This window comes from Opitutus sp. sgz309028, assembly GCF_059821195.1.
This window is the reverse complement of record NZ_JCAMRR010000002.1, coordinates 1,219,457-1,236,481: the sequence shown is the minus strand read 5'-3', so window position 1 is coordinate 1,236,481 and position 17,025 is coordinate 1,219,457. Positions and strand designations below refer to the sequence as shown.

The window sequence follows — 17,025 nt, the reverse complement described above, 5'->3', positions numbered from 1 at the left end:
CAGCAAAAAGCCGCCGGCGCGATTGGCGCGGGCGGCTGGGTGTAAGAACGAAACGGGCGGTTTACTTTTTCTTTTCGGCCGCGCCGCTACCGCCGCACTTTTCGCAGTTCTTGCCGGCGTTCATGGCCTCGACGCAGCAGGCGTGCGTGCACTCCTTGCCGTCTTTCGCAGCCTTCGCGCAGCACTTCGCGAGTTTGGCATCGGTCGAGGCTTGGTCGTTGGCGAACGCAAAGCCGGCGGTCAGGAAGGAAAGGGCCAGGATGGCCGCGAGGGATTTTACGACTTTCATGGGATACGACTTTCAGTGGTGGTTGCCGCTTTCGCGGTGGGGAGTTGGGCTGAAAGGGATTGGTGCGGGCGGCGGGAATCGAACCCGCCTCTCAGGCTTGGGAAGCCCACATAATAGCCGATATACTACGCCCGCAAGGGATGCGCGGAAGCAAAGCGACCGCAGGTTCGACTGCAATCAAGAATACGTGCGGCGCGCCTCCAGCGCGCTCTTCAACGTCACCGAATCCGCATACAGCACCCCGCCGCCGCTCGGCAGGCCGAAACCGATGCGCGTCACTTTCACCTCGCGGTCCGACGCCGCCAGTTGCTCGGTGAGATAGTGGCACGTCGCCTCCCCTTCCACGTCATTGGAGAGCGCGAGGATCAATTCCGCCACCGCTCCGCTCTCCACCCGGGCGAGGAGTGACGCAAGATTCAGGTCTTCGGGAGCGACGCCATGCAGCGGCGAGAGTTTCCCGTGCAACACGTGGTAAACGCCGCGGTAGGCGCCGCTGCGCTCGAGTGCGACGAGGTCCGGCACCTGCTCGACGATGCACACCAGCGACTGCTCGCGCCGCTCGTCGGCACATATCGGACACAATTCCGCCTCGGCGAGATTGCCGCAGCGGGTGCAGCGCCGCACGCGTCGCGCGGCTTCCTGCAAGGCCTCCACCAGCAGCGGCAGCCGCTCCGGCTTTTCGACGAGCAGGTGCAAAGCGACCCGCTCGGCCGAGCGAAAGCCCAGCCCGGGCAATTGTTTCAACTGCTGCTGCAGTTTATCGAAAGCAGACATTCAGGTGTCCGACTTTGGGGCTTTTCGCTCCAAGCTCGTGAGCGGCCGCGGCTCGGCCATCGCCGCTCACATGAATCCCGGCATCTGGAACGCCGAGGTCACCTTCTGCATCTCCGCATCGTTGTAATCCTTCGCCTGCTTGGCCGCGTCCTGCACCGCCGCGAGCACCGCATCGGACACGACCTTCGTGTCTTCCTTCAAAAATTCGGGATCGAGTGACAGCGCGAGGAATTTACCCGCGCCGTTGATCTTGATCTTCACGGCGCCGCCGCCGCTCGTGACATCGATCTCCTTGGCTTCGAGCTGCGCCTGGAGCGCTTCGATGCCACGCTGCATTTTCTGAGCTTGTTTGAGGAGTTTGCCTACGCCGGCCATGAGGGGAGAAAGTTAAGGTGAAGTTGAGGGTGAAAATGAAACGGACGAGAACAGTTCAGGGATGCAAGAGCGTGAGAATGAGTGGGCCGAAAGTGAAAGCGAGCCAAGCCCCTTTCATGGACGTGTTCACTTTTGAGCCGCGCTCGAAGAAAGGATTTCCGCATAGCCTTCGCGGAAACTCGTAAACCGCGGGCGCCAGCCCAGCACGTCGCGCGCTTTGGTGTTCAGGATGGCGCGGTCCGGCGTCACCGAGCGTCGACCGCCTGCGGGATGTCCGCTGAAAGCCGGCATCGCCACGCCGAGCCGTTCCGCCAACCAGGCGACGACCTCCGCCTTGCGCGCAGGGTGATCGTCCGCGAGGTTGAAGACGTCGTTTCCCACCATCGCCGGCGCAGCAAACGCCGCCCAAATCGCCGCGCATACGTCGTCGCGATGCACCAGGTTCAACCGATGCTCGCCCCGCCCGGACACCGTGCCGCTGCGCACTTGTTCGAGCAGGTGGTGGCGCCCGGGCCCGTAGAGTCCCGCCAGCCGCAGGACAAACCAGCGCCGGCAGCCCGCGTCCGCCGCGCCGTTTCGCAAAACATTTTCCGCCGCCAACAAAATCTCCCCGCGTTCGCCGACGCCTTCGTGACCTGCGGTTTCGTCGACGTCGATACCGCCATTCTGCGGATAAACAGAGGTGCTGCTGGTGTAGACCAGTGTGCCGATGCCGCCCGTCGACGCCGACCACCGCAGGATCGAGCTCATGCCGTCGACATAACTGTGGCGATACCCGTCGACGCCCCCGCCGCCGGAACTCACCGCGTTCAACACAAAATCCGCGCTGCCCGGGATCTGCGCATGCCAGTCCCCCGTCGCCAGATCGGTCACGATTACCTGAATGTCGTGCGCGGCGAGCGCAGCCGCCTTCTCGGGATTACGCGTGAGCGCCGTCACCTGCCACCCGCGCTCCCTCGCCTGCCGCGCCACTTCGCCGCCCACATAGCCGGCGCCAAACACGACCAACCGTTTCGAGGAAAAATCCATTCTCGAAATTACTCATGCAGACCTGTTCCGGAAAAGGGATCAAAAAAGAGGTGTGCTCCCCGTGAGGGAGTGGTTTCGTCCGGCCATGCCCACCGTTCTCACGCTCCTCGCGGACGGATTTGAAGAAATCGAAGCTTTCACGCCGGTCGATCTGCTGCGACGCGCCGGAGTCGAGGTGACGCTCGCCGCATTACCGGAAGGCATCCACGTCACCGGCCGCAGTGGCATCACCGCCCATGCCGACACGCCCCTGAGCGCTGTGGAAGGCCGTGATTTCGACTGCGTCTTTCTTCCGGGCGGTCCCGGCACCCAATTCCTCCGCGCCGATCCACGTGTTCGTGCGCTGGTCCAGCGGCACCACGCCGCCGGCCGCTGGCTGGCCGCGATTTGCGCCGCGCCCACCGTGCTGCTCGACGCCGGCGTGCTCGGAGGCCGGCGCCATACCGCTCATTTTTCCGTCGCTGCCGAACTGCCCCACCGGCTCGCCGAGGAACGCGTGGTGATCGACGGAAACGTCATCACTTCCCGTGGTGCGGGCACTGCCCTCGACTTCGGTGCTGCGCTGGTCGAAAGACTCGTATCCATCGAAAAAGCACGCGAGGTGCTGGCCGCCATCTGCGCGTGAGCCTCGATTTCCGCGGCGAGAGCGCGCGGCGGCGTCCTTTGGATTGACGCCATCGGAATAGGGTTTAACCCCTAGCTCTTCGAAATAATGGTCCAGCTTTCTTGCGACCGACCGAAGTTGCTTTTTTTGCCAGAAGCGACGGGGCAAAGCCTGCTCTCCCGGCGCCGTATTTTTTTCTATTTAGTGATAGATCAGCAATTTACGTCAATGTTCCCATTGACTGTGTCCACGCACCCGAACCTCAGCCGCAGGCCGATGGCGACGATGCCGGGCCGCGTTTGACCGAGACGCCCTGACATGTGCGGTATCGCCGGTGTCGTTGACCCATCGCTCCCGATCGAAAATCGGGATACCGCCGTTGCGCGCATGTGCTCGGCGATGGTTCATCGCGGGCCGGACGATGCCGGCGCGATCTCCGTCGGCGCAGCCTCGTTAGGCATGCGCCGGCTCGCGGTCTTCGATCCCGTAAATGGCCGTCAACCGATGGCGTCAGCCGATCGGCGGTTCCACCTCGTTTTCAACGGGGCGATCTACAACTTCCGCGCGCTCGCCACGGAGCTCGCCGGGCTCGGACACTCGTTCGCAACGCAGTGCGACACCGAGGTGCTGCTGGCCGCGTTTGCGCAATGGGGCGAAGCCTGCGTCGGTCGGCTGCGCGGCATGTTTGCCTTCGCCATCTGGGATGCCCGGGAGGACCGGCTCTTTCTCGCCCGCGATCCTTTCGGCATCAAACCGCTCTATCTTCATCAAAGCGGATCGCGCCTGCTGTTCGCCTCCGAACTGAACGCGCTGGTCGCGTCAGGGATTTTCCGCGCCGAGATCGATCCGGTCTCCGCGGCCGACTACCTCGCGTGGCTGGCCGTGCCCGCGCCGCGCACGATCTACCGCGACGTCGTCTGCCTCCAGCCCGGCGAATGCGCGACCTTTCACCGCGGTCAACTCGTCCGCCGCACCCACTGGAATTTCCAATCGATCGCGCCTGCTCCAGCCGCGCCGTCGCGCGAGGAGTTCGAAGCCGGCTTGCGGGCCAAGCTCGAGGATTCGATCCGCGCCCATCTGGCGGCCGACGTGCCGGTCGGGGCCTTCCTCTCCGGCGGCCTCGACTCCGCAGTGATCGTCGGGCTCATGACGCGGATCGCGGGCCGGCTGAAGACCTTCACGATCGGCTTCGAGGAAAAATCGCTCGACGAATCCCGCGCCGCTGAAGCCACCGCGCTGCACTTCGGCACCGATCATCAAACGCGGATCGTGACCGGCGCGGAGGTGGCGAAACAACTTCCGTTCATCCTCTCCGCCCTCGACCAGCCGACAGGCGACGGCATCAACACCTACTTCGCCAGCGAGACGGCGCACGCCGGCGGCGTCACGGTCGCGCTCTCCGGCCTCGGCGGCGACGAGCTGTTCGGCGGGTATCCATCGTTTCATGACGTTCCACGGCTGCATCGCTGGCTGCCGTGGTGGCGGATGCTGCCGGCTGCCGCGCGCGAGCCGATTTTGCGTCGTTTCGAACGGCGCGGAGCGCGTTACCGCAAAGTAGCCGACATGCTGAGACACGCCCGCACTTTCGACGAATTGTGCTCGCTGCAGCGGCGCGTTTTCAGTGCGTCCAGCCAGACCCGCCTGCTGTCAGCCGACGCTCGCAACCTGCTGGAGGCCCGTCCCGCGCATCACCCGGCCCTCGCCGGACTCGCGGCCGATCTCCGCGATGCCGGTGCGTTCGAAAAACTCAGCGCGTGGGAACTGCGGAGCTACATGGCCGACGTCCTCCTGCGGGACAGCGATGTCATGAGCATGCGCCACTCGCTCGAGTTGCGCGTGCCGTTCATCGACCGCACCGTGATCGAGTGGCTGTGGACGCAGCCCGCGCGTTGGAAAACCGGCATCGCGCCGAAAGCTGCCCTCGCGAGCGCGATGCGCGATCTGTTGCCGCCCGATCTGCTCAGCCGGCGCAAGCAGGGTTTCTCGTTCCCGTTTGCCCGCTGGATGCGCCGCGAACTGCGTCCGTTCCTCGACGAAACATTCAGCGCCGCCAGCGTCAGCCGCTCCGGCCTGTTCTCCCCCGATGCCGTCGGCGCGACGTGGCACAGCTTTCTTCAAACCAACGACGACCGCCAGTGGTCGCGTCTGTGGAGCCTCGCAATCCTGGTCGATTTCGCAAATCGCCGCGGTCCGTCCCTCGCCGTCCGCAGCCTGGAAACGCCGCCGTCGATCACGGTGGCGTCCGAAGGCCGTCATGCCACTTCGAATACGCCCGGACGCGGGCGCGGCGCCACGCGTCCGCAGCCTCGCCGCACCGTGCTATGGGCGCCGGAGATCTTCACGTCCGAGGGCGGCATTCCGCGCATCCTGCAGGGCTATCTCAAGGCGCTCTGCGAACTCGCGGGGCCGGACGACCAGGTGAAGCTGCTCGCGTTGAACGACGATCAGATCGACACGACCGATCTGGAGCGTGCCGCGACTACACGATTGACCGAATGGCGCGTGTGCGCCGGCCGGAAGAGCCGGTTCGTGCGCGATGCGCTGGCGCTCAGTCGAAACGCTGACCGGATCGTCTGCGGGCACATCGGCCAGCTGCCGGTGGCGCTGGCGGCCCGAGCCTTGAATCCAGCTCTTGAATACTACCTCGTCGCGCATGGCATCGAGGTGTGGCGGCCGTTCTCCCGGCTGGAGCGGAGCGCATTGCGCCGCGCGAAACGGGTATTTTGCGTCAGCCGCTACACGCGCGATCGTATGGTGGAGCGCGGGGTGCTGCTGCCGGAGCAGGCGGCGGTGCTGCCCAACACGCTCGATCCGTTTTTCACCATCGCTCCCGGACTGCCGCGCGCGGCGACGGAAGCGCCGGTGATCCTCGTGGTGACACGGCTCACCACGTCCGACCGCTACAAAGGCGTCGACCATCTCATCGAGGCGATGCCGGCCGTACGCGCGCAGCTTCCGACGGCGGTGCTGCGCGTGATCGGTCGCGGCGACGACCTGCCGCGGCTGCAAGCCTTGCGCGAACGACTCGGTCTCGACCACGCGGTGGAGTTTCTCGGCCGCGTCGACGACGCGCGGCTCACGGCCGAACTGCGGGCGTGCGCGCTGTTCGCATTGCCGAGCGAGAAGGAAGGTTTCGGCCTCGTGCTACTCGAGGCGATGGCCAACGGCCGCCCCTGCCTCGGCGCGCGCGCGGGCGCGATTCCCGAATTGATCACCGACGCAACCGGCGTGCTCGTTGAATTCGGCAACGTTCCGGCGATCGCCGACGGCTGCATCGCCGCGCTCCGCCGCACCTGGGACGAAGACGCGATTCTCGCGCGTGCCCGACAGTTTTCGTTCGAGCGTTTCAAAATGCGGCTGGCGGTCCTGCTCGGCGATGTCGAGCCTTCCCCTGCCGGCGAATCCGTCGTCGAAACGCCGCCGGCATCGCACGCCCTCTCGCCCTCATGACGGACTCCGCCTCACCCGCGACGGAAACGGTCCTCGAAGCCGGCCGCTCTGAAACGCACTACTGGAAGGACCTATGGCGCTATCGCGAACTGCTCGGTTTTCTCGCGTGGCGCGACGTCAAGGTTCGCTACAAGCAGGCGGCCCTCGGCGCAGCCTGGGCTCTTTTCCAGCCGCTGATCACGATGGCGATCTTCACGTTCGTCTTCGGACGACTCGCCAAAATGCCGAGCGGCGGCGTGCCGTATCCGCTCCTCGTGCTCGCCGGACTTTTGCCATGGCAGCTTTTCTCGACGGCGTTGGGCGGCGCCAGCAACAGCGTGGTCGGCAATTCCCACCTGATTTCGAAAGTCTATTTCCCGCGGCTCGTCATCCCCATCGCCTCGCTCGGCGTGGCGGCGATCGATTTCGCGATCGTGCTCGCGCTCTTTCTGGCGATGTCGTTCTGGTTCGCGTATCCACCCGGCTGGCAATTTCTGGTGCTGCCCTTCTACATCGCGCTTGCGCTCCTCCTCGCACTCGGCGCCGGGTTGTGGCTCACGAGCCTCACGGTCCGGTTTCGCGATTTCCGCTTCATCGTTCCGTTCATGCTGCAGGTCGGCGTGTTCGTTTCGCCGGTGGGTTTTCGCACGGATTACTATCCTAACTGGCGCGCCTTGCTGGGCCTCAATCCCCTCACCGGCGTGATCGACGGTTTTCGTTGGTGCCTGCTCGGCGGCAACCAGAATATCGATCCGCTCAACCTGGGATACTCGATCGCGTTCGCCGCCGTCCTCATGGCGTCGGGGCTGTGGTATTTTCGCCGCACGGAACGTCAATTTGCAGACGTCATCTAGCATGAGCGCGCCTTCCATCGAAGTCAGCGGACTCGGCAAGCGCTACGTGATCGAGCATGAGGCGCGGCCCGATCGGTTGAGCGATCAGCTGCATCACACCGCGCGGAAGTTCTGGCGCCGCCTGCGCTGGGGAACGGGCTTCGCCCGCGAGGAGTTCTGGGCGCTGCGCGATGTTTCCTTTACCGTCCAACCCGGAGAGGTCGTCGGCATTGTCGGCCGCAACGGCGCGGGTAAATCCACGCTGTTGAAAGTGCTGTCCCGCATCACCGAACCGACGATCGGTCGGGTTCGTCTGCGCGGCCGCGTCGCTTCGCTGCTCGAGGTCGGCACCGGTTTTCACCCGGAGTTGTCCGGCCGAGAAAACGTGTATCTCAACGGCGCGATTCTGGGCATGAGCCGCCGCGAGATCCGTCGGAAGTTCGACGAGATCGTGGCCTTTGCGGAGGTGGAACGCTTCCTCGACACGCCCGTGAAACGCTACTCGAGCGGGATGTATGTCCGCCTCGCGTTCGCGGTCGCCGCGCACCTCGAGCCCGAGATCCTGATCGTCGACGAGGTGCTCGCGGTTGGCGACCTCGCGTTCCAGAAAAAGTGCCTCGGCAAGATGCAGAGCGTCTCGAGCCAGGAGGGACGCACGGTGCTCTTCGTCAGCCACAATCTCGCCTCGATCCGGCAACTCTGCAGCCGCGCGGTGCTGCTCTCGTCCGGCGCGGTGCAGCTGATCGGACCCACGCCACGGGTGATCGAAGCCTACCAGCTCGGCCTCGCCGGCGAACCTTCCGCCTCCGTGCCGAAACCGAACGCGGATCAGGTGGACCGGGCGTTCACCACGGCCGTATCGGTGGAAACATTACAGGACAACCCGCAATCCGTCCTGTCGCTCGGCGAACCGTGGCGCGTGCGGGTGCGGTTCCGAATCGTCAGTCCGCAAAAGGCGTTCGTGGCCGCCGTCGGCGTGAAAGCGATCGATGGCATTGCGGTGCAAACCGCGTGGGCGCCGCCGCGTGACCTCGAGCCCGGCGACTACGAGGCGGTGTTCACGCAGGATCGCGTGGCGATCGAGACGGGTACTTATCTTCTGCGCGTGGGGCTCTCTTCCGAAGGCCGCACGTTCCAGCAATTCGAGGCGGCGCGCATTGAAATCGTCAGCGAAGGCGCCCGCGGCTATTTCCCGATGACCGCCGGAGTCGGCGCGGTCCTGAATTCGATGGGCACCTCGGTCGAACGTATCGCATGACGGCGGCTCCTGAACCTCCCGCGGCAATCGGATGGAACCTCCTCGGCTTCCCTGGGGGTGAAAACCGCAGGCGCCGCCCATCGTCGTGAAGCCACCCGACCTCAGCACCTACCTGTCCCGCCCCTCGCCCATCGAGGCCGAGCTGCGCCGGCTTTTTCGGGCTGATGCCCCGCTTGTGATCTTCGATGTCGGCGCCTGCGAAGGCGAAGAGTCCGTGCGCTATTTCCGACTGTTTCCCCGCGCGCGCATCCTGGCGTTCGAGCCGCTGCCGGGCAACCAGGCCCTCGTCCGCGCCAACTTCGAGCGCTATCGGGTCGATACCGCCGAACTCGTTCCGCTGGCGTTGTCCGATCGTTCCGGCGAAGCGACGTTTCACGTTTCGTCGGGTCGGCCGCCGCGCGAGTTTGCGGGCGGCGACTGGAACTACGGCAACAAATCCAGCTCGCTGCTCGCGCCGGCGAACTCCGCGCCGATGTATGGCTGGATCGAGTTCAAGGAGACCGTCACCGTCACCACCGAAACGCTCGATCGCGTGTGTGCGGAACGCGGCATCGGCCGGATCGATTTCCTTCACATGGATGTGCAAGGCGCCGAGCATCTCGTGCTGGCGGGAGGGGCAAAGATGCTGCCACGGATCGCTGCGCTGTGGCTCGAGGTCTCGGATCGCGAACTCTACCGCGACCAGAAGCTGCGCGGCGAAATCGAAGAACTCCTGCGCCGGCAGGGTTTCGCATTAGGGTTCGAAGTGCGGCGCGAGATCGAGGGCGATCAGTTTTATGTGAACCGCCGCTGCCTCCGCAGCTGGCCTTACCTCGCCGCCAACCGTTTTCGAGGCGCGGTGGCGCAAGTTCGCCAGGCCGGCGGCCGGCTCAAATCCCGTCTCCTCGCATGATCATCACCCGACTCCTCGGAGGTCTCGGCAACCAGATGTTTCAATACGCCGCGGGCCTCGCGCTCGCGGAGCGGCGTCGCACCGTGCTGAAACTCGACGTGTCGTGGTTCCGCGAATACGCCGAATACGAGGCGCACAACCGCTACGCGCTTTCCTGCTTCAACGTCACGGAACAGTTCGCGACGCAGGAGGAGATCGACCGCGTGCGCGGCGTCGCTCTGACACGCACGGAGCGCTGGTCGATCGCTGTCGCACGCCGGCTGCGCTTTTATCGCTACGCTAACCGCCACGCCGCACCCGCCAACCTCCACCGCGCGCTAGGCACGGCGTTTTATCCCGCCTTTTTCGATCAGCCCGACAACACCACGCTCGAGGGCATGTGGCAGTCGGAACTCTTCTTCGCCCCGATCGCCCACCTCGTCCGCCTGCACTTCAGCTTCCGCTATCCGCCGCAACCTGCCGTCGAAGCGATGGCCGCCCGCATCCGGGCGGGAGGCCCCTCCGCTGCCGTGCACTTTCGGCGCGGCGACTACGTCCGTAATGCCACGTTCAGCCGGGAGCTCGGGGTGCTGCCGCTCGATTACTACCGGACCGCGATCGCGCGGCTGCGGGAGCGGCATCCCGACGTCACGCTCTATATATTTTCCGACGACATCGACGCGATCGAACGCGAGTTCCGTCCTCCCGGATCGCATGTTTTCGTCCGCGCGACGGAACCTTGGCACTCGTTCGACAAGATCAGACTCATGAGTCTCTGCGATCATGCCATCATCTCCAATAGCACATTCGCATGGTGGGGCGCCTGGCTGAATCCTTCCCCGACCAAGACCGTCGTCGCCCCCAAACAATGGCGCCAGGATTCTCCCGAGGAGTGGCGCAGCGCCATTCCGTCCACCTGGATCGCACTCTGATCCGCACGATGAGCTTTTTGAAAACCACGTTGCTCCGCCTTCTCTCCCGCCGGGGATTGCGACTGCTCAAAGCGACGCATCCGGGACTGCGTTACGTCGACCAAGTCCCCGGGAGTCCTTTGGATTATCTGATCCTTTCGCGTTTTCCAGAGTTGGGCGGCATCCGGTTTCTGCAGATCGGAGCGCACGACGGGATTCGCAACGATCCGCTGTATCGCTGGATTGGTGACCACGGGTGGAGCGGCATCATGGTCGAACCGATGCCGGACTTTGCCCGCAAGCTGCGCACGCTTTATTCCGGCCAGCCTCAGATCGAGGTGCTCGAACGCGCCATCGCCGCAGAGTCCGGCTCAACGACGCTGTATCGTATCAACCCGCAACTCCAGGGGCTGCCCGACTGGGCCGCCGGCGTCGCAACGCTCGACTTCGATCGGGCGCGGGAAGCGACGGCCGCCCTGGGCCTGACGTCGCAGGAGCTTGTCTCGCAGCCCGTGGAGACGATTACGGCAGCTGATCTACTCCGGCGGTTCCCCTCTCCCGGTCCGGACATCGTCGCCATCGACACGGAAGGTCACGACCTTTTCCTAGCCCGGGCGCTCCTGGACGCGGGATGCCGGCCAACGCTCCTTCACTTCGAACACGCATGCGCGCCGGCCGGCGATTGGTGGACCTTTCTGCGTCATCTTCACGACCTCGGCTATGATTACGTGACTCACGGCGCCGATACGTCCGCCTACCGCCGCCGATGAATCCGACTCGACCGATGCCGCCCGGTGCGGCCGTATTCTATTCGACGATGCGCCACTGGTCCTGGGGCGCACCGGACTATGTCTGGCCGCGCGCCGCGCGGCGCTTGCGCGAAAGCGGAATCCCGGTCCTGGCGGTCCAGCGGGCGCAGGTATGGGATCATCCGGAAATGCGCGACCTGGTGGGCCGTGGCGTGAAGCTGTTTCCCCAGCCTCCGCTCGTCTACCGCCGGGGTCTCCTTTCCGAACTTCGCGCCGCCTGGCTCAACCTCGTGAGCTCCACCCAGCCGCTGCGTCGCGCCCTGCGTTCGCTGCGGGCGCCGCACCTGCTCATCGACCAGAGCGGGGCTTTCGATTTTCTCGACGATCCGGTCCTCGAAGAACTGATCGTCGAGGGTGAAGCGTCGTATGACGTGCTGTTTCGATCCAACAGCTACTTCTCCCCGCTCTCGCTCGAGCAGCGTCAGCGCGCGCGCCGCTTCCTCGGTGCCGCCCGCCGGACGCTGTTCAACTCCGAATGGACGCGCGAAGTTACGGAAACGCAGCTCGCCCACCGCCTCGATAACGCGTCATGCTTCACCCACTACGTCCGCTTCGAGCATCAGAAACCGCTCCCGTGGCCGGCGGATGACGTCATCCGACTCGCCTCCGTCAGCCGCATCGATTGCTACCACAAGGGCCTCGATGTCCTGCTAGAAGCGCTTGCGCAGCTCCCGGCCGATCTGCCCGCGTGGACGCTCGACATCCACGGCAGCGGTCCTGACGAGTCCTACCTGCGCGACCTGGCGCAGTTTCTCGAACTCGGGGAACGCGTGCGGTTTCACCCGCGAACCGAGGATATCCGCGCGATCTGGGCGCGCTCGCATATGCTGGTGTTGGTTTCGCGTTACGAGGGCCTCGGGGTGGCGATGCTCGAAGCGATGGCCTGCGGCCGCCCGGTGTTGCGCACGCCCTATGGCGGAAGTCGCGCCTGGGTCGTGCCCGAGGAAACCGGCTACATCTGCCCTGCCCCGGACGCACCGATCATCGCGCAGTCGCTCGCGGCGGCGCTGCGGGATTTTCCGCGCTGGCCCGCCATGGGCCGCGCCGCGCATGCGCGAATCGCCGCGCAGCTCAGTCCGTATCCGGAAACCACTTACCTCGAACCGTTCGGCATTCCGCCCGCACCTGTGCTATCAACCACACCCGCCGAAGCGTCTTCCGACTGCGACTGACCGATGCCGCCGACTCCGCGCTCAGCGATTTTCTACTCGACCATCCGACATTGGGGCTGGGGGGCCCCGGATTATGTCTGGCCCGAGGCTGCGCGCCAACTCCGGGAACTCGGCACCGAGGTGCTGGCCGTCGTGCGCCCGCAGATCTGTTCCCATCCGCGCATTCAAGCTTTGTGCGAGATTGGCGTGAGACTCCTGCCCCAGCCTCCGCTGGTCTACCGCCGCGGGCGCATTTCCGAAATTCGCAGCCGCCTCCTCGCCCTCACCTCGTCGGGTCGCAAACTGCGGCGCTTCTTCCGGAACGCCGTCCGGCCCCACGTGTTCGTCGATCAATCGGCCTGTTTTGATTTTCTCGACGAGGGCCTCCTGCAGGAGCTGATCCGGCAGAGCGGAGCCACCTACGATCTTTTCTGCCACTCGAATCGTTACGAGGCGCCAATGAGCGACGAGCGCCGGCGTGCCGCCGCCGACTTCATGGCGAAAGCGAATCGGGTATTGTTCAACTCCTCCTGGATTCGTCGGCTCGCCGAAGTGCAACTCGCCCGCGCGCTGCCCAACGCCGGCTATTTCGATTTCAACGTGCGATTCCCGCATGAGCAACCGCTACCCTGGCCCGAAGGCGGCCCGATCCGACTCGCTTCGGTGAGCCGCATCGACTGCCACCACAAGGGTCTCGACATGCTGCTGCTCGGACTCGCGCGGTTGCCATCGGACTTGCCCGACTGGAGCATGGAGTTCTACGGCAACGGCCCCGACACCTCTTATCTGCAGGAATTGAGCGCCTCCCTCGGGCTCGCTCCGCGCGTCCACTTTTTTCCTGCCGTGACGGATGTGCGCGAGATCTGGCGCAAAGCTCACATGCTCGTGCTCATCTCGCGCTACGAAGGACTCGCGGTCGCGATGCTTGAAGCCATGGCCTGCGGCCGGCCCGTGCTTCGCACGCCGTATGGAGGTTGCCTCGCCTGGTTGGTGCCCGACGAAAGCGGATTCATCTGTCCCGCGCCGGAACCGGTGTTGATCGCCGAAACGATCGAGCGCGCACTCCGCCAGCACGCCCGTTGGCCGGCGATGGGGCGGGCGGCTCACGCGAAAATTCTCACGTCGATGAATCCGCATCCCGAGTTCGCCTACCTGTCCGCGTTCGGTCTGACGCCTACCGTCGCGGCGGCATCGTTGCCCACGCCATGAACGCCCTTTTCCGACGCTGGGTTTATGCCGCTCGCGCCGCGCGGTTGCGCCTTTACGGAGTCGAGATCGGACCGCCGCTTTATCTCCTTGGCGCCGGCTGCATCCGGCATGTGTTTGCGCACGGACAACGCGGCACGATCCGGATCGGCCCGCGCGCAATGATTTCGCACGGGGTCGTCATCGAGTCTTGGGGCGGCGACGTGAGTATCGGGCACGATGTCTTCTTCGGGCCGCACGCCGTCGTCTACGGCCATGGCGGAGTGGAAATCGGCGATCACAGTCTGATCGCGATGCATTGCGCGATCGTGTCGTCGAATCACAGCCTGCCGCCGCGCGGCCGCTTCATTCAACACGAGCCCGACGTGCTGCTTCCGACCAAAATTGGGAAAGACGTCTGGCTCGGCGCGGGTGTGAAGGTGCTCGGCGGCGTGACGATCGGCAACGGCTGCGTCGTCGGCGCCGGAGCCGTCGTGACCCAAGACCTGCCGCCCGGCAGTGTCGCCGTCGGTGTTCCGGCGTGTGTTATCCGCCAACGCGCGTAAGCGTCGCCGTTGCCATCCATGTTACGCCTCAGCGTCATCGTTCCGACGCACAATCCGCACCCGGGCCGTCTCGCGCGCACTCTCGACGCGCTTGCTGCGCAGACCCTGCCGGTTGCCGAATGGGAAACCCTCCTCGTCGACAACGCCTCCGTCCCTTCGCTCGGCGTCGACGCACTGGCCCCAAGTTCATCCCGCAACCTGCGTATCGTGCGTGAAGTAGAGCTCGGGCTCTCGCACGCGCGTCGCTGCGGATTGCAGGCCGCGCGCGGCGAACTCTGCGTGTTCGTCGACGACGATAACTGCCTCGCGCCCGATTATCTGGCGAACGCGCTCGACGCCTTTGCCCGACACCCGGAGCTCGGGGCGGCCGGTGGTCCGAGCCGACCTGAGTTCGAAACGCCGCCGCCAGATTGGGCGGGCGAATTCCTGCCTTTGCTCGCGCTGCGCGATCTCGGCTCGGAGCCCACGCTCGCGAAATTGGAAACGCCCGTCGTCGGAGGCCACCCCGCCTACCCTGCATGCGCGCCGATTGGCGCCGGAATGGTCGTTCGACGCTCCGCCGTGCAGTCCTGGATCGACCGATCGGACCGCGGCCCCGCCGACCGCCGCGGCCGCGAACTCACCTCCGGCGGAGACAACGACATCGTTCTCTCGATCCTTCGTGCCGGCTGGCAGGTTGGCTATTTCCCGGAGCTCGCGCTGACGCATCTGATCCCCGCCTCGCGTCTCGATCCCGACTACCTCGCCCGCCTCAACCGCGGTATCCAGAAATCCTGGATGCAAGTGCTCGCGCTGCATGACGCGAATCCCTGGCCGCCGATCTCCCGCGGAAGTGTTCCGTTGCGAAAGATGAAAGCCTGGCTTCACCACCGCGCGTGGGAAAGCTCCGCAGCGTTCATCCGCTGGCAGGGGTCGTGCGGTCATTTTGAAGGTCGGGCTCTGCCGACCTCGGCCCGATGAAAACTCCCGTCGTTTCCATCGTCATTCCGGCGTTCAATCGCGTGCCACCGCTGCGACTCACCTTGCAATCCGCGGCTCAAGCCGCCGCGCAAATCCCCTCCGAAATCCTGCTGGTCGACGACGGTTCGACGCCCTCCCTGGCCGAGACACTCGCGGATTGTATCAATTCCACGGTGACACATCTGCGCCAGGAGAACCAAGGTTCCATGGTGGCCCGCGATACTGGCCTGCGCGCGGCGCGCGGCGACTATGTGCTCTTCCTCGATTCCGACGACCTGATCCACCCGGAGAAACTTCAGCGGCAGGTCGACGCGATGCAGCGCGCCGACGCCGACATCTCCTATTCCAATATGGCGCGCTACGAAGTCGACCAAGCGGGGCGACTCTGTTTTTCGGCTGAAACACGCGTCCACGAAACCTCCGCCCCCGTCGACTTCTTCCTTCGGGTTCAGCCCGCTCCGCACAATCCCATTTATCGGCGCGCCTACCTGCTCCAGCACCTTTCGACTCCGTTGATTCCCCTGCGCCGCGTCTACGACCCGGTGGGGGATGTGTGGCTTTATTTCAACCTGCTGCTATCGACGCCTCGAATCATAAAAGTCGATGCGCCGCTCACAGCCATCGGCCGTCACGAGGAGGCACGGTTCACGAATCATTGGGAGAAGCTTGGTCTCGCCTCGCTGCGCCTCATGGAAGATTTTCTCGCTGCTTGTCCGCAAACCGCGGCAACCGCTTCCGCGCGCACGGCGGTCGGCGAATGCGCATTCGTCAGCTGGCGGCGGCTTCCGAAGGATTTCGACGCCCGCTTCGATTCGCGTCTGCTCGCGGTCTGGAATCGCTGTCCTCGCGGACCGCTCGCCCGACTCGGAGAGAGAAACTTCGTCCGTCTGGCCCGCTTGATCGGTCCGAAATCCGCCGCGCGTCTGCTGCGGAAGTTTCGCGCGCATTCCTACGCCTCCTGCCGCACGCTGTCTGACGCGGAAGGCGCGGTTTTGTTCGCAGATCTGTGATACGCCCCCACCGCATTTACCCATGAGTCTCCAAGGCTGGCTGATCGATCGACTGCTGCTCAAGCGCCCGCGCTTCCGCCGCTGGCTCACGCGTCTGTTGGAAGGCGATCGCGATCTGGAGGTCCAATTGATGCACGCCGGAATTTGCGTGAACACCATCCGGGAGCACGGTTACGTGTGGGCCAGCCGGATGATGCCGCGGAGTTCCTTTCTGAATGACGAGTCAGCGGTGCTGCTCGCGCTCGCGCCGCTGCTGGGCTCCGCCGATGCCTTCGTCGACGCCGGGGCCAACGTCGGCGTCTATACCAAGATCCTGCATCGATTCTCGTCGATGTATTCGCAGTTGCGTTACTACGCGTTCGAGGCCGACCCCGAAACCGCCTCGCGTCTGCGTCGCACCCTCGCCGACACCTCTGCGACCGTGTTTCCCTTCGCCTTGGCCGAAGACGAAGGCTCGTTGGAATTCGTGCGCGGCGCAGTGTCCCACGTTTCCACGCGCCGGGACCTCGCGACCTCCTACCAAACGGGCGAGACTTTCACGGTCGCGTGCCGGCGGCTGGATGCGAGCGATCTCGTCGGAAAAAGAATCGTGCTGAAGATCGACGTCGAAGGCCAGGAATGGAATGTGCTTCGCGGCGCTTCGGGGCTTTTCGACGCGAACCGGATTCTGGCCGTATTCCTCGACGGGATGGCGGAGCCGGAACCGGTGGCGGAGTATCTGCGACAGCAGAATTTTGCGCTGTTCGACGGCCGAACCCTGAAGCCAGCCGAAACGTCCCTTCCCTACGCGCTGCTCGCCGTGCATCGCGACCACCTCGACCGCGCACCAGCTGGCGCGTGACCTCTCCCGGAATGTCTTTCCCGCTTCCTCTCACCGACACCGACCTCGCGGCGACATCAAGCCGCACTTCGTCCCCGATGCGCCGGTTTCCCGCTGTCCATTGACGCCCTTTTCCCCACGTCAGCTCGGC

General features: G+C 64.8%; 17 protein-coding genes and 1 tRNA gene. 13 read left to right on the top strand and 5 right to left on the bottom strand.

What is annotated here, in order from left to right; genetic code table 11:
• Positions 1-61: 61 nt before the first annotated feature.
• The 5 genes from AC6RV7_RS10860 to AC6RV7_RS10840 all read right to left on the bottom strand — a co-directional run bounded on the left by AC6RV7_RS10860 (position 62) and on the right by AC6RV7_RS10840 (position 2,467).
• Positions 62-289, bottom strand: coding sequence for a hypothetical protein (locus tag AC6RV7_RS10860; RefSeq protein WP_500093996.1), 228 nt, complete (start codon positions 287-289; stop codon positions 62-64).
• A 60-nt stretch (positions 290-349) separates the two neighbouring features.
• Positions 350-424 (bottom strand) — tRNA-Gly (locus tag AC6RV7_RS10855).
• Between the two features lie 42 nt (positions 425-466).
• Positions 467-1,063 carry a recombination mediator RecR gene (gene recR / locus AC6RV7_RS10850; RefSeq protein WP_500093995.1) on the bottom strand — a complete coding sequence of 199 codons (597 nt, stop codon included), beginning with the start codon at positions 1,061-1,063 and terminating at the stop codon, positions 467-469.
• 66 nt (positions 1,064-1,129) lie between these two features.
• Positions 1,130-1,438, bottom strand: a complete 309-nt coding sequence (locus tag AC6RV7_RS10845) for a YbaB/EbfC family nucleoid-associated protein (protein ID WP_500093994.1) — start codon at positions 1,436-1,438, stop codon at positions 1,130-1,132.
• Positions 1,439-1,564: 126 nt separating this feature from the next.
• Positions 1,565-2,467, bottom strand: a complete 903-nt coding sequence (locus AC6RV7_RS10840; protein WP_500093993.1) for an NAD-dependent epimerase/dehydratase family protein — start codon at positions 2,465-2,467, stop codon at positions 1,565-1,567.
• 85 nt (positions 2,468-2,552) lie between these two features.
• Between AC6RV7_RS10840 and AC6RV7_RS10835 the strand changes: the two genes are divergently transcribed.
• The 13 genes from AC6RV7_RS10835 to AC6RV7_RS10775 all read left to right on the top strand — a co-directional run bounded on the left by AC6RV7_RS10835 (position 2,553) and on the right by AC6RV7_RS10775 (position 16,895).
• The gene (locus tag AC6RV7_RS10835) at positions 2,553-3,092 is read left to right on the top strand and encodes a DJ-1 family glyoxalase III (RefSeq protein WP_500093992.1); all 540 of its coding nucleotides are present in this window, start codon (positions 2,553-2,555) and stop codon (positions 3,090-3,092) included.
• A gap of 297 nt (positions 3,093-3,389) precedes the next feature.
• A complete protein-coding gene (gene asnB / locus AC6RV7_RS10830) occupies positions 3,390-6,521 on the top strand; it encodes an asparagine synthase (glutamine-hydrolyzing) (RefSeq protein WP_500093991.1) in 3,132 nt (1,043 codons plus the stop codon).
• Complete coding sequence (locus AC6RV7_RS10825) at positions 6,518-7,354, top strand: ABC transporter permease (RefSeq protein ID WP_500093990.1); 837 nt, start codon at positions 6,518-6,520, stop codon at positions 7,352-7,354. Before asnB ends, AC6RV7_RS10825 begins: the two co-directional genes overlap by 4 nt.
• Position 7,355: 1 nt before the next feature.
• Complete coding sequence (locus tag AC6RV7_RS10820) at positions 7,356-8,591, top strand: ABC transporter ATP-binding protein (RefSeq protein WP_500093989.1); 1,236 nt, start codon at positions 7,356-7,358, stop codon at positions 8,589-8,591.
• A gap of 85 nt (positions 8,592-8,676) precedes the next feature.
• Positions 8,677-9,483: an FkbM family methyltransferase gene (locus AC6RV7_RS10815; RefSeq protein ID WP_500093988.1), complete on the top strand. Its 807-nt coding sequence runs from the start codon at positions 8,677-8,679 to the stop codon at positions 9,481-9,483.
• On the top strand, positions 9,480-10,394 hold the full coding sequence (locus AC6RV7_RS10810) for an alpha-1,2-fucosyltransferase (RefSeq protein WP_500093987.1): 915 nt from the start codon (positions 9,480-9,482) through the stop codon (positions 10,392-10,394). Before AC6RV7_RS10815 ends, AC6RV7_RS10810 begins: the two co-directional genes overlap by 4 nt.
• A gap of 8 nt (positions 10,395-10,402) precedes the next feature.
• On the top strand, positions 10,403-11,143 hold the full coding sequence (locus AC6RV7_RS10805) for an FkbM family methyltransferase (RefSeq protein WP_500093986.1): 741 nt from the start codon (positions 10,403-10,405) through the stop codon (positions 11,141-11,143).
• Positions 11,140-12,354, top strand: a complete 1,215-nt coding sequence (locus tag AC6RV7_RS10800; RefSeq protein ID WP_500093985.1) for a glycosyltransferase family 4 protein — start codon at positions 11,140-11,142, stop codon at positions 12,352-12,354. The genes AC6RV7_RS10805 and AC6RV7_RS10800 overlap by 4 nt, the downstream gene beginning before the upstream one ends.
• A 186-nt stretch (positions 12,355-12,540) precedes the next feature.
• Positions 12,541-13,542 (top strand): glycosyltransferase, encoded by a 1,002-nt coding sequence (locus tag AC6RV7_RS10795; protein WP_500093984.1) that lies wholly within the window; start codon positions 12,541-12,543, stop codon positions 13,540-13,542.
• Positions 13,539-14,084, top strand: coding sequence for an acyltransferase (locus AC6RV7_RS10790; protein WP_500093983.1), 546 nt, complete (start codon positions 13,539-13,541; stop codon positions 14,082-14,084). The genes AC6RV7_RS10795 and AC6RV7_RS10790 overlap by 4 nt, the downstream gene beginning before the upstream one ends.
• Positions 14,085-14,102: 18 nt before the next feature.
• Entirely contained in the window at positions 14,103-15,044 is a 942-nt protein-coding gene (locus AC6RV7_RS10785) for a glycosyltransferase (RefSeq protein WP_500093982.1), read from the top strand.
• Positions 15,041-16,054: a glycosyltransferase family 2 protein gene (locus tag AC6RV7_RS10780; protein WP_500093981.1), complete on the top strand. Its 1,014-nt coding sequence runs from the start codon at positions 15,041-15,043 to the stop codon at positions 16,052-16,054. The genes AC6RV7_RS10785 and AC6RV7_RS10780 overlap by 4 nt, the downstream gene beginning before the upstream one ends.
• Positions 16,055-16,076: 22 nt before the next feature.
• Positions 16,077-16,895, top strand: coding sequence for an FkbM family methyltransferase (locus tag AC6RV7_RS10775; RefSeq protein WP_500093980.1), 819 nt, complete (start codon positions 16,077-16,079; stop codon positions 16,893-16,895).
• Positions 16,896-17,025 lie beyond the last annotated feature (130 nt).

What these genes read in the sequence shown, in the direction of transcription:
- AC6RV7_RS10860 (WP_500093996.1), bottom strand. Translation starts at nt 289, where the DNA reads ATGAAAGTCGTAAAATCCCTCGCGGCCATCCTGGCCCTTTCCTTCCTG.
- recR (WP_500093995.1), bottom strand. Translation starts at nt 1,063, where the DNA reads ATGTCTGCTTTCGATAAACTGCAGCAGCAGTTGAAACAATTGCCCGGG.
- AC6RV7_RS10845 (WP_500093994.1), bottom strand. Translation starts at nt 1,438, where the DNA reads ATGGCCGGCGTAGGCAAACTCCTCAAACAAGCTCAGAAAATGCAGCGT.
- AC6RV7_RS10840 (WP_500093993.1), bottom strand. Translation starts at nt 2,467, where the DNA reads ATGGATTTTTCCTCGAAACGGTTGGTCGTGTTTGGCGCCGGCTATGTG.
- AC6RV7_RS10835 (WP_500093992.1), top strand. Translation starts at nt 2,553, where the DNA reads ATGCCCACCGTTCTCACGCTCCTCGCGGACGGATTTGAAGAAATCGAA.
- asnB (WP_500093991.1), top strand. Translation starts at nt 3,390, where the DNA reads ATGTGCGGTATCGCCGGTGTCGTTGACCCATCGCTCCCGATCGAAAAT.
- AC6RV7_RS10825 (WP_500093990.1), top strand. Translation starts at nt 6,518, where the DNA reads ATGACGGACTCCGCCTCACCCGCGACGGAAACGGTCCTCGAAGCCGGC.
- AC6RV7_RS10820 (WP_500093989.1), top strand. Translation starts at nt 7,356, where the DNA reads ATGAGCGCGCCTTCCATCGAAGTCAGCGGACTCGGCAAGCGCTACGTG.
- AC6RV7_RS10810 (WP_500093987.1), top strand. Translation starts at nt 9,480, where the DNA reads ATGATCATCACCCGACTCCTCGGAGGTCTCGGCAACCAGATGTTTCAA.
- AC6RV7_RS10805 (WP_500093986.1), top strand. Translation starts at nt 10,403, where the DNA reads ATGAGCTTTTTGAAAACCACGTTGCTCCGCCTTCTCTCCCGCCGGGGA.
- AC6RV7_RS10800 (WP_500093985.1), top strand. Translation starts at nt 11,140, where the DNA reads ATGAATCCGACTCGACCGATGCCGCCCGGTGCGGCCGTATTCTATTCG.
- AC6RV7_RS10790 (WP_500093983.1), top strand. Translation starts at nt 13,539, where the DNA reads ATGAACGCCCTTTTCCGACGCTGGGTTTATGCCGCTCGCGCCGCGCGG.
- AC6RV7_RS10785 (WP_500093982.1), top strand. Translation starts at nt 14,103, where the DNA reads ATGTTACGCCTCAGCGTCATCGTTCCGACGCACAATCCGCACCCGGGC.
- AC6RV7_RS10780 (WP_500093981.1), top strand. Translation starts at nt 15,041, where the DNA reads ATGAAAACTCCCGTCGTTTCCATCGTCATTCCGGCGTTCAATCGCGTG.
- AC6RV7_RS10775 (WP_500093980.1), top strand. Translation starts at nt 16,077, where the DNA reads ATGAGTCTCCAAGGCTGGCTGATCGATCGACTGCTGCTCAAGCGCCCG.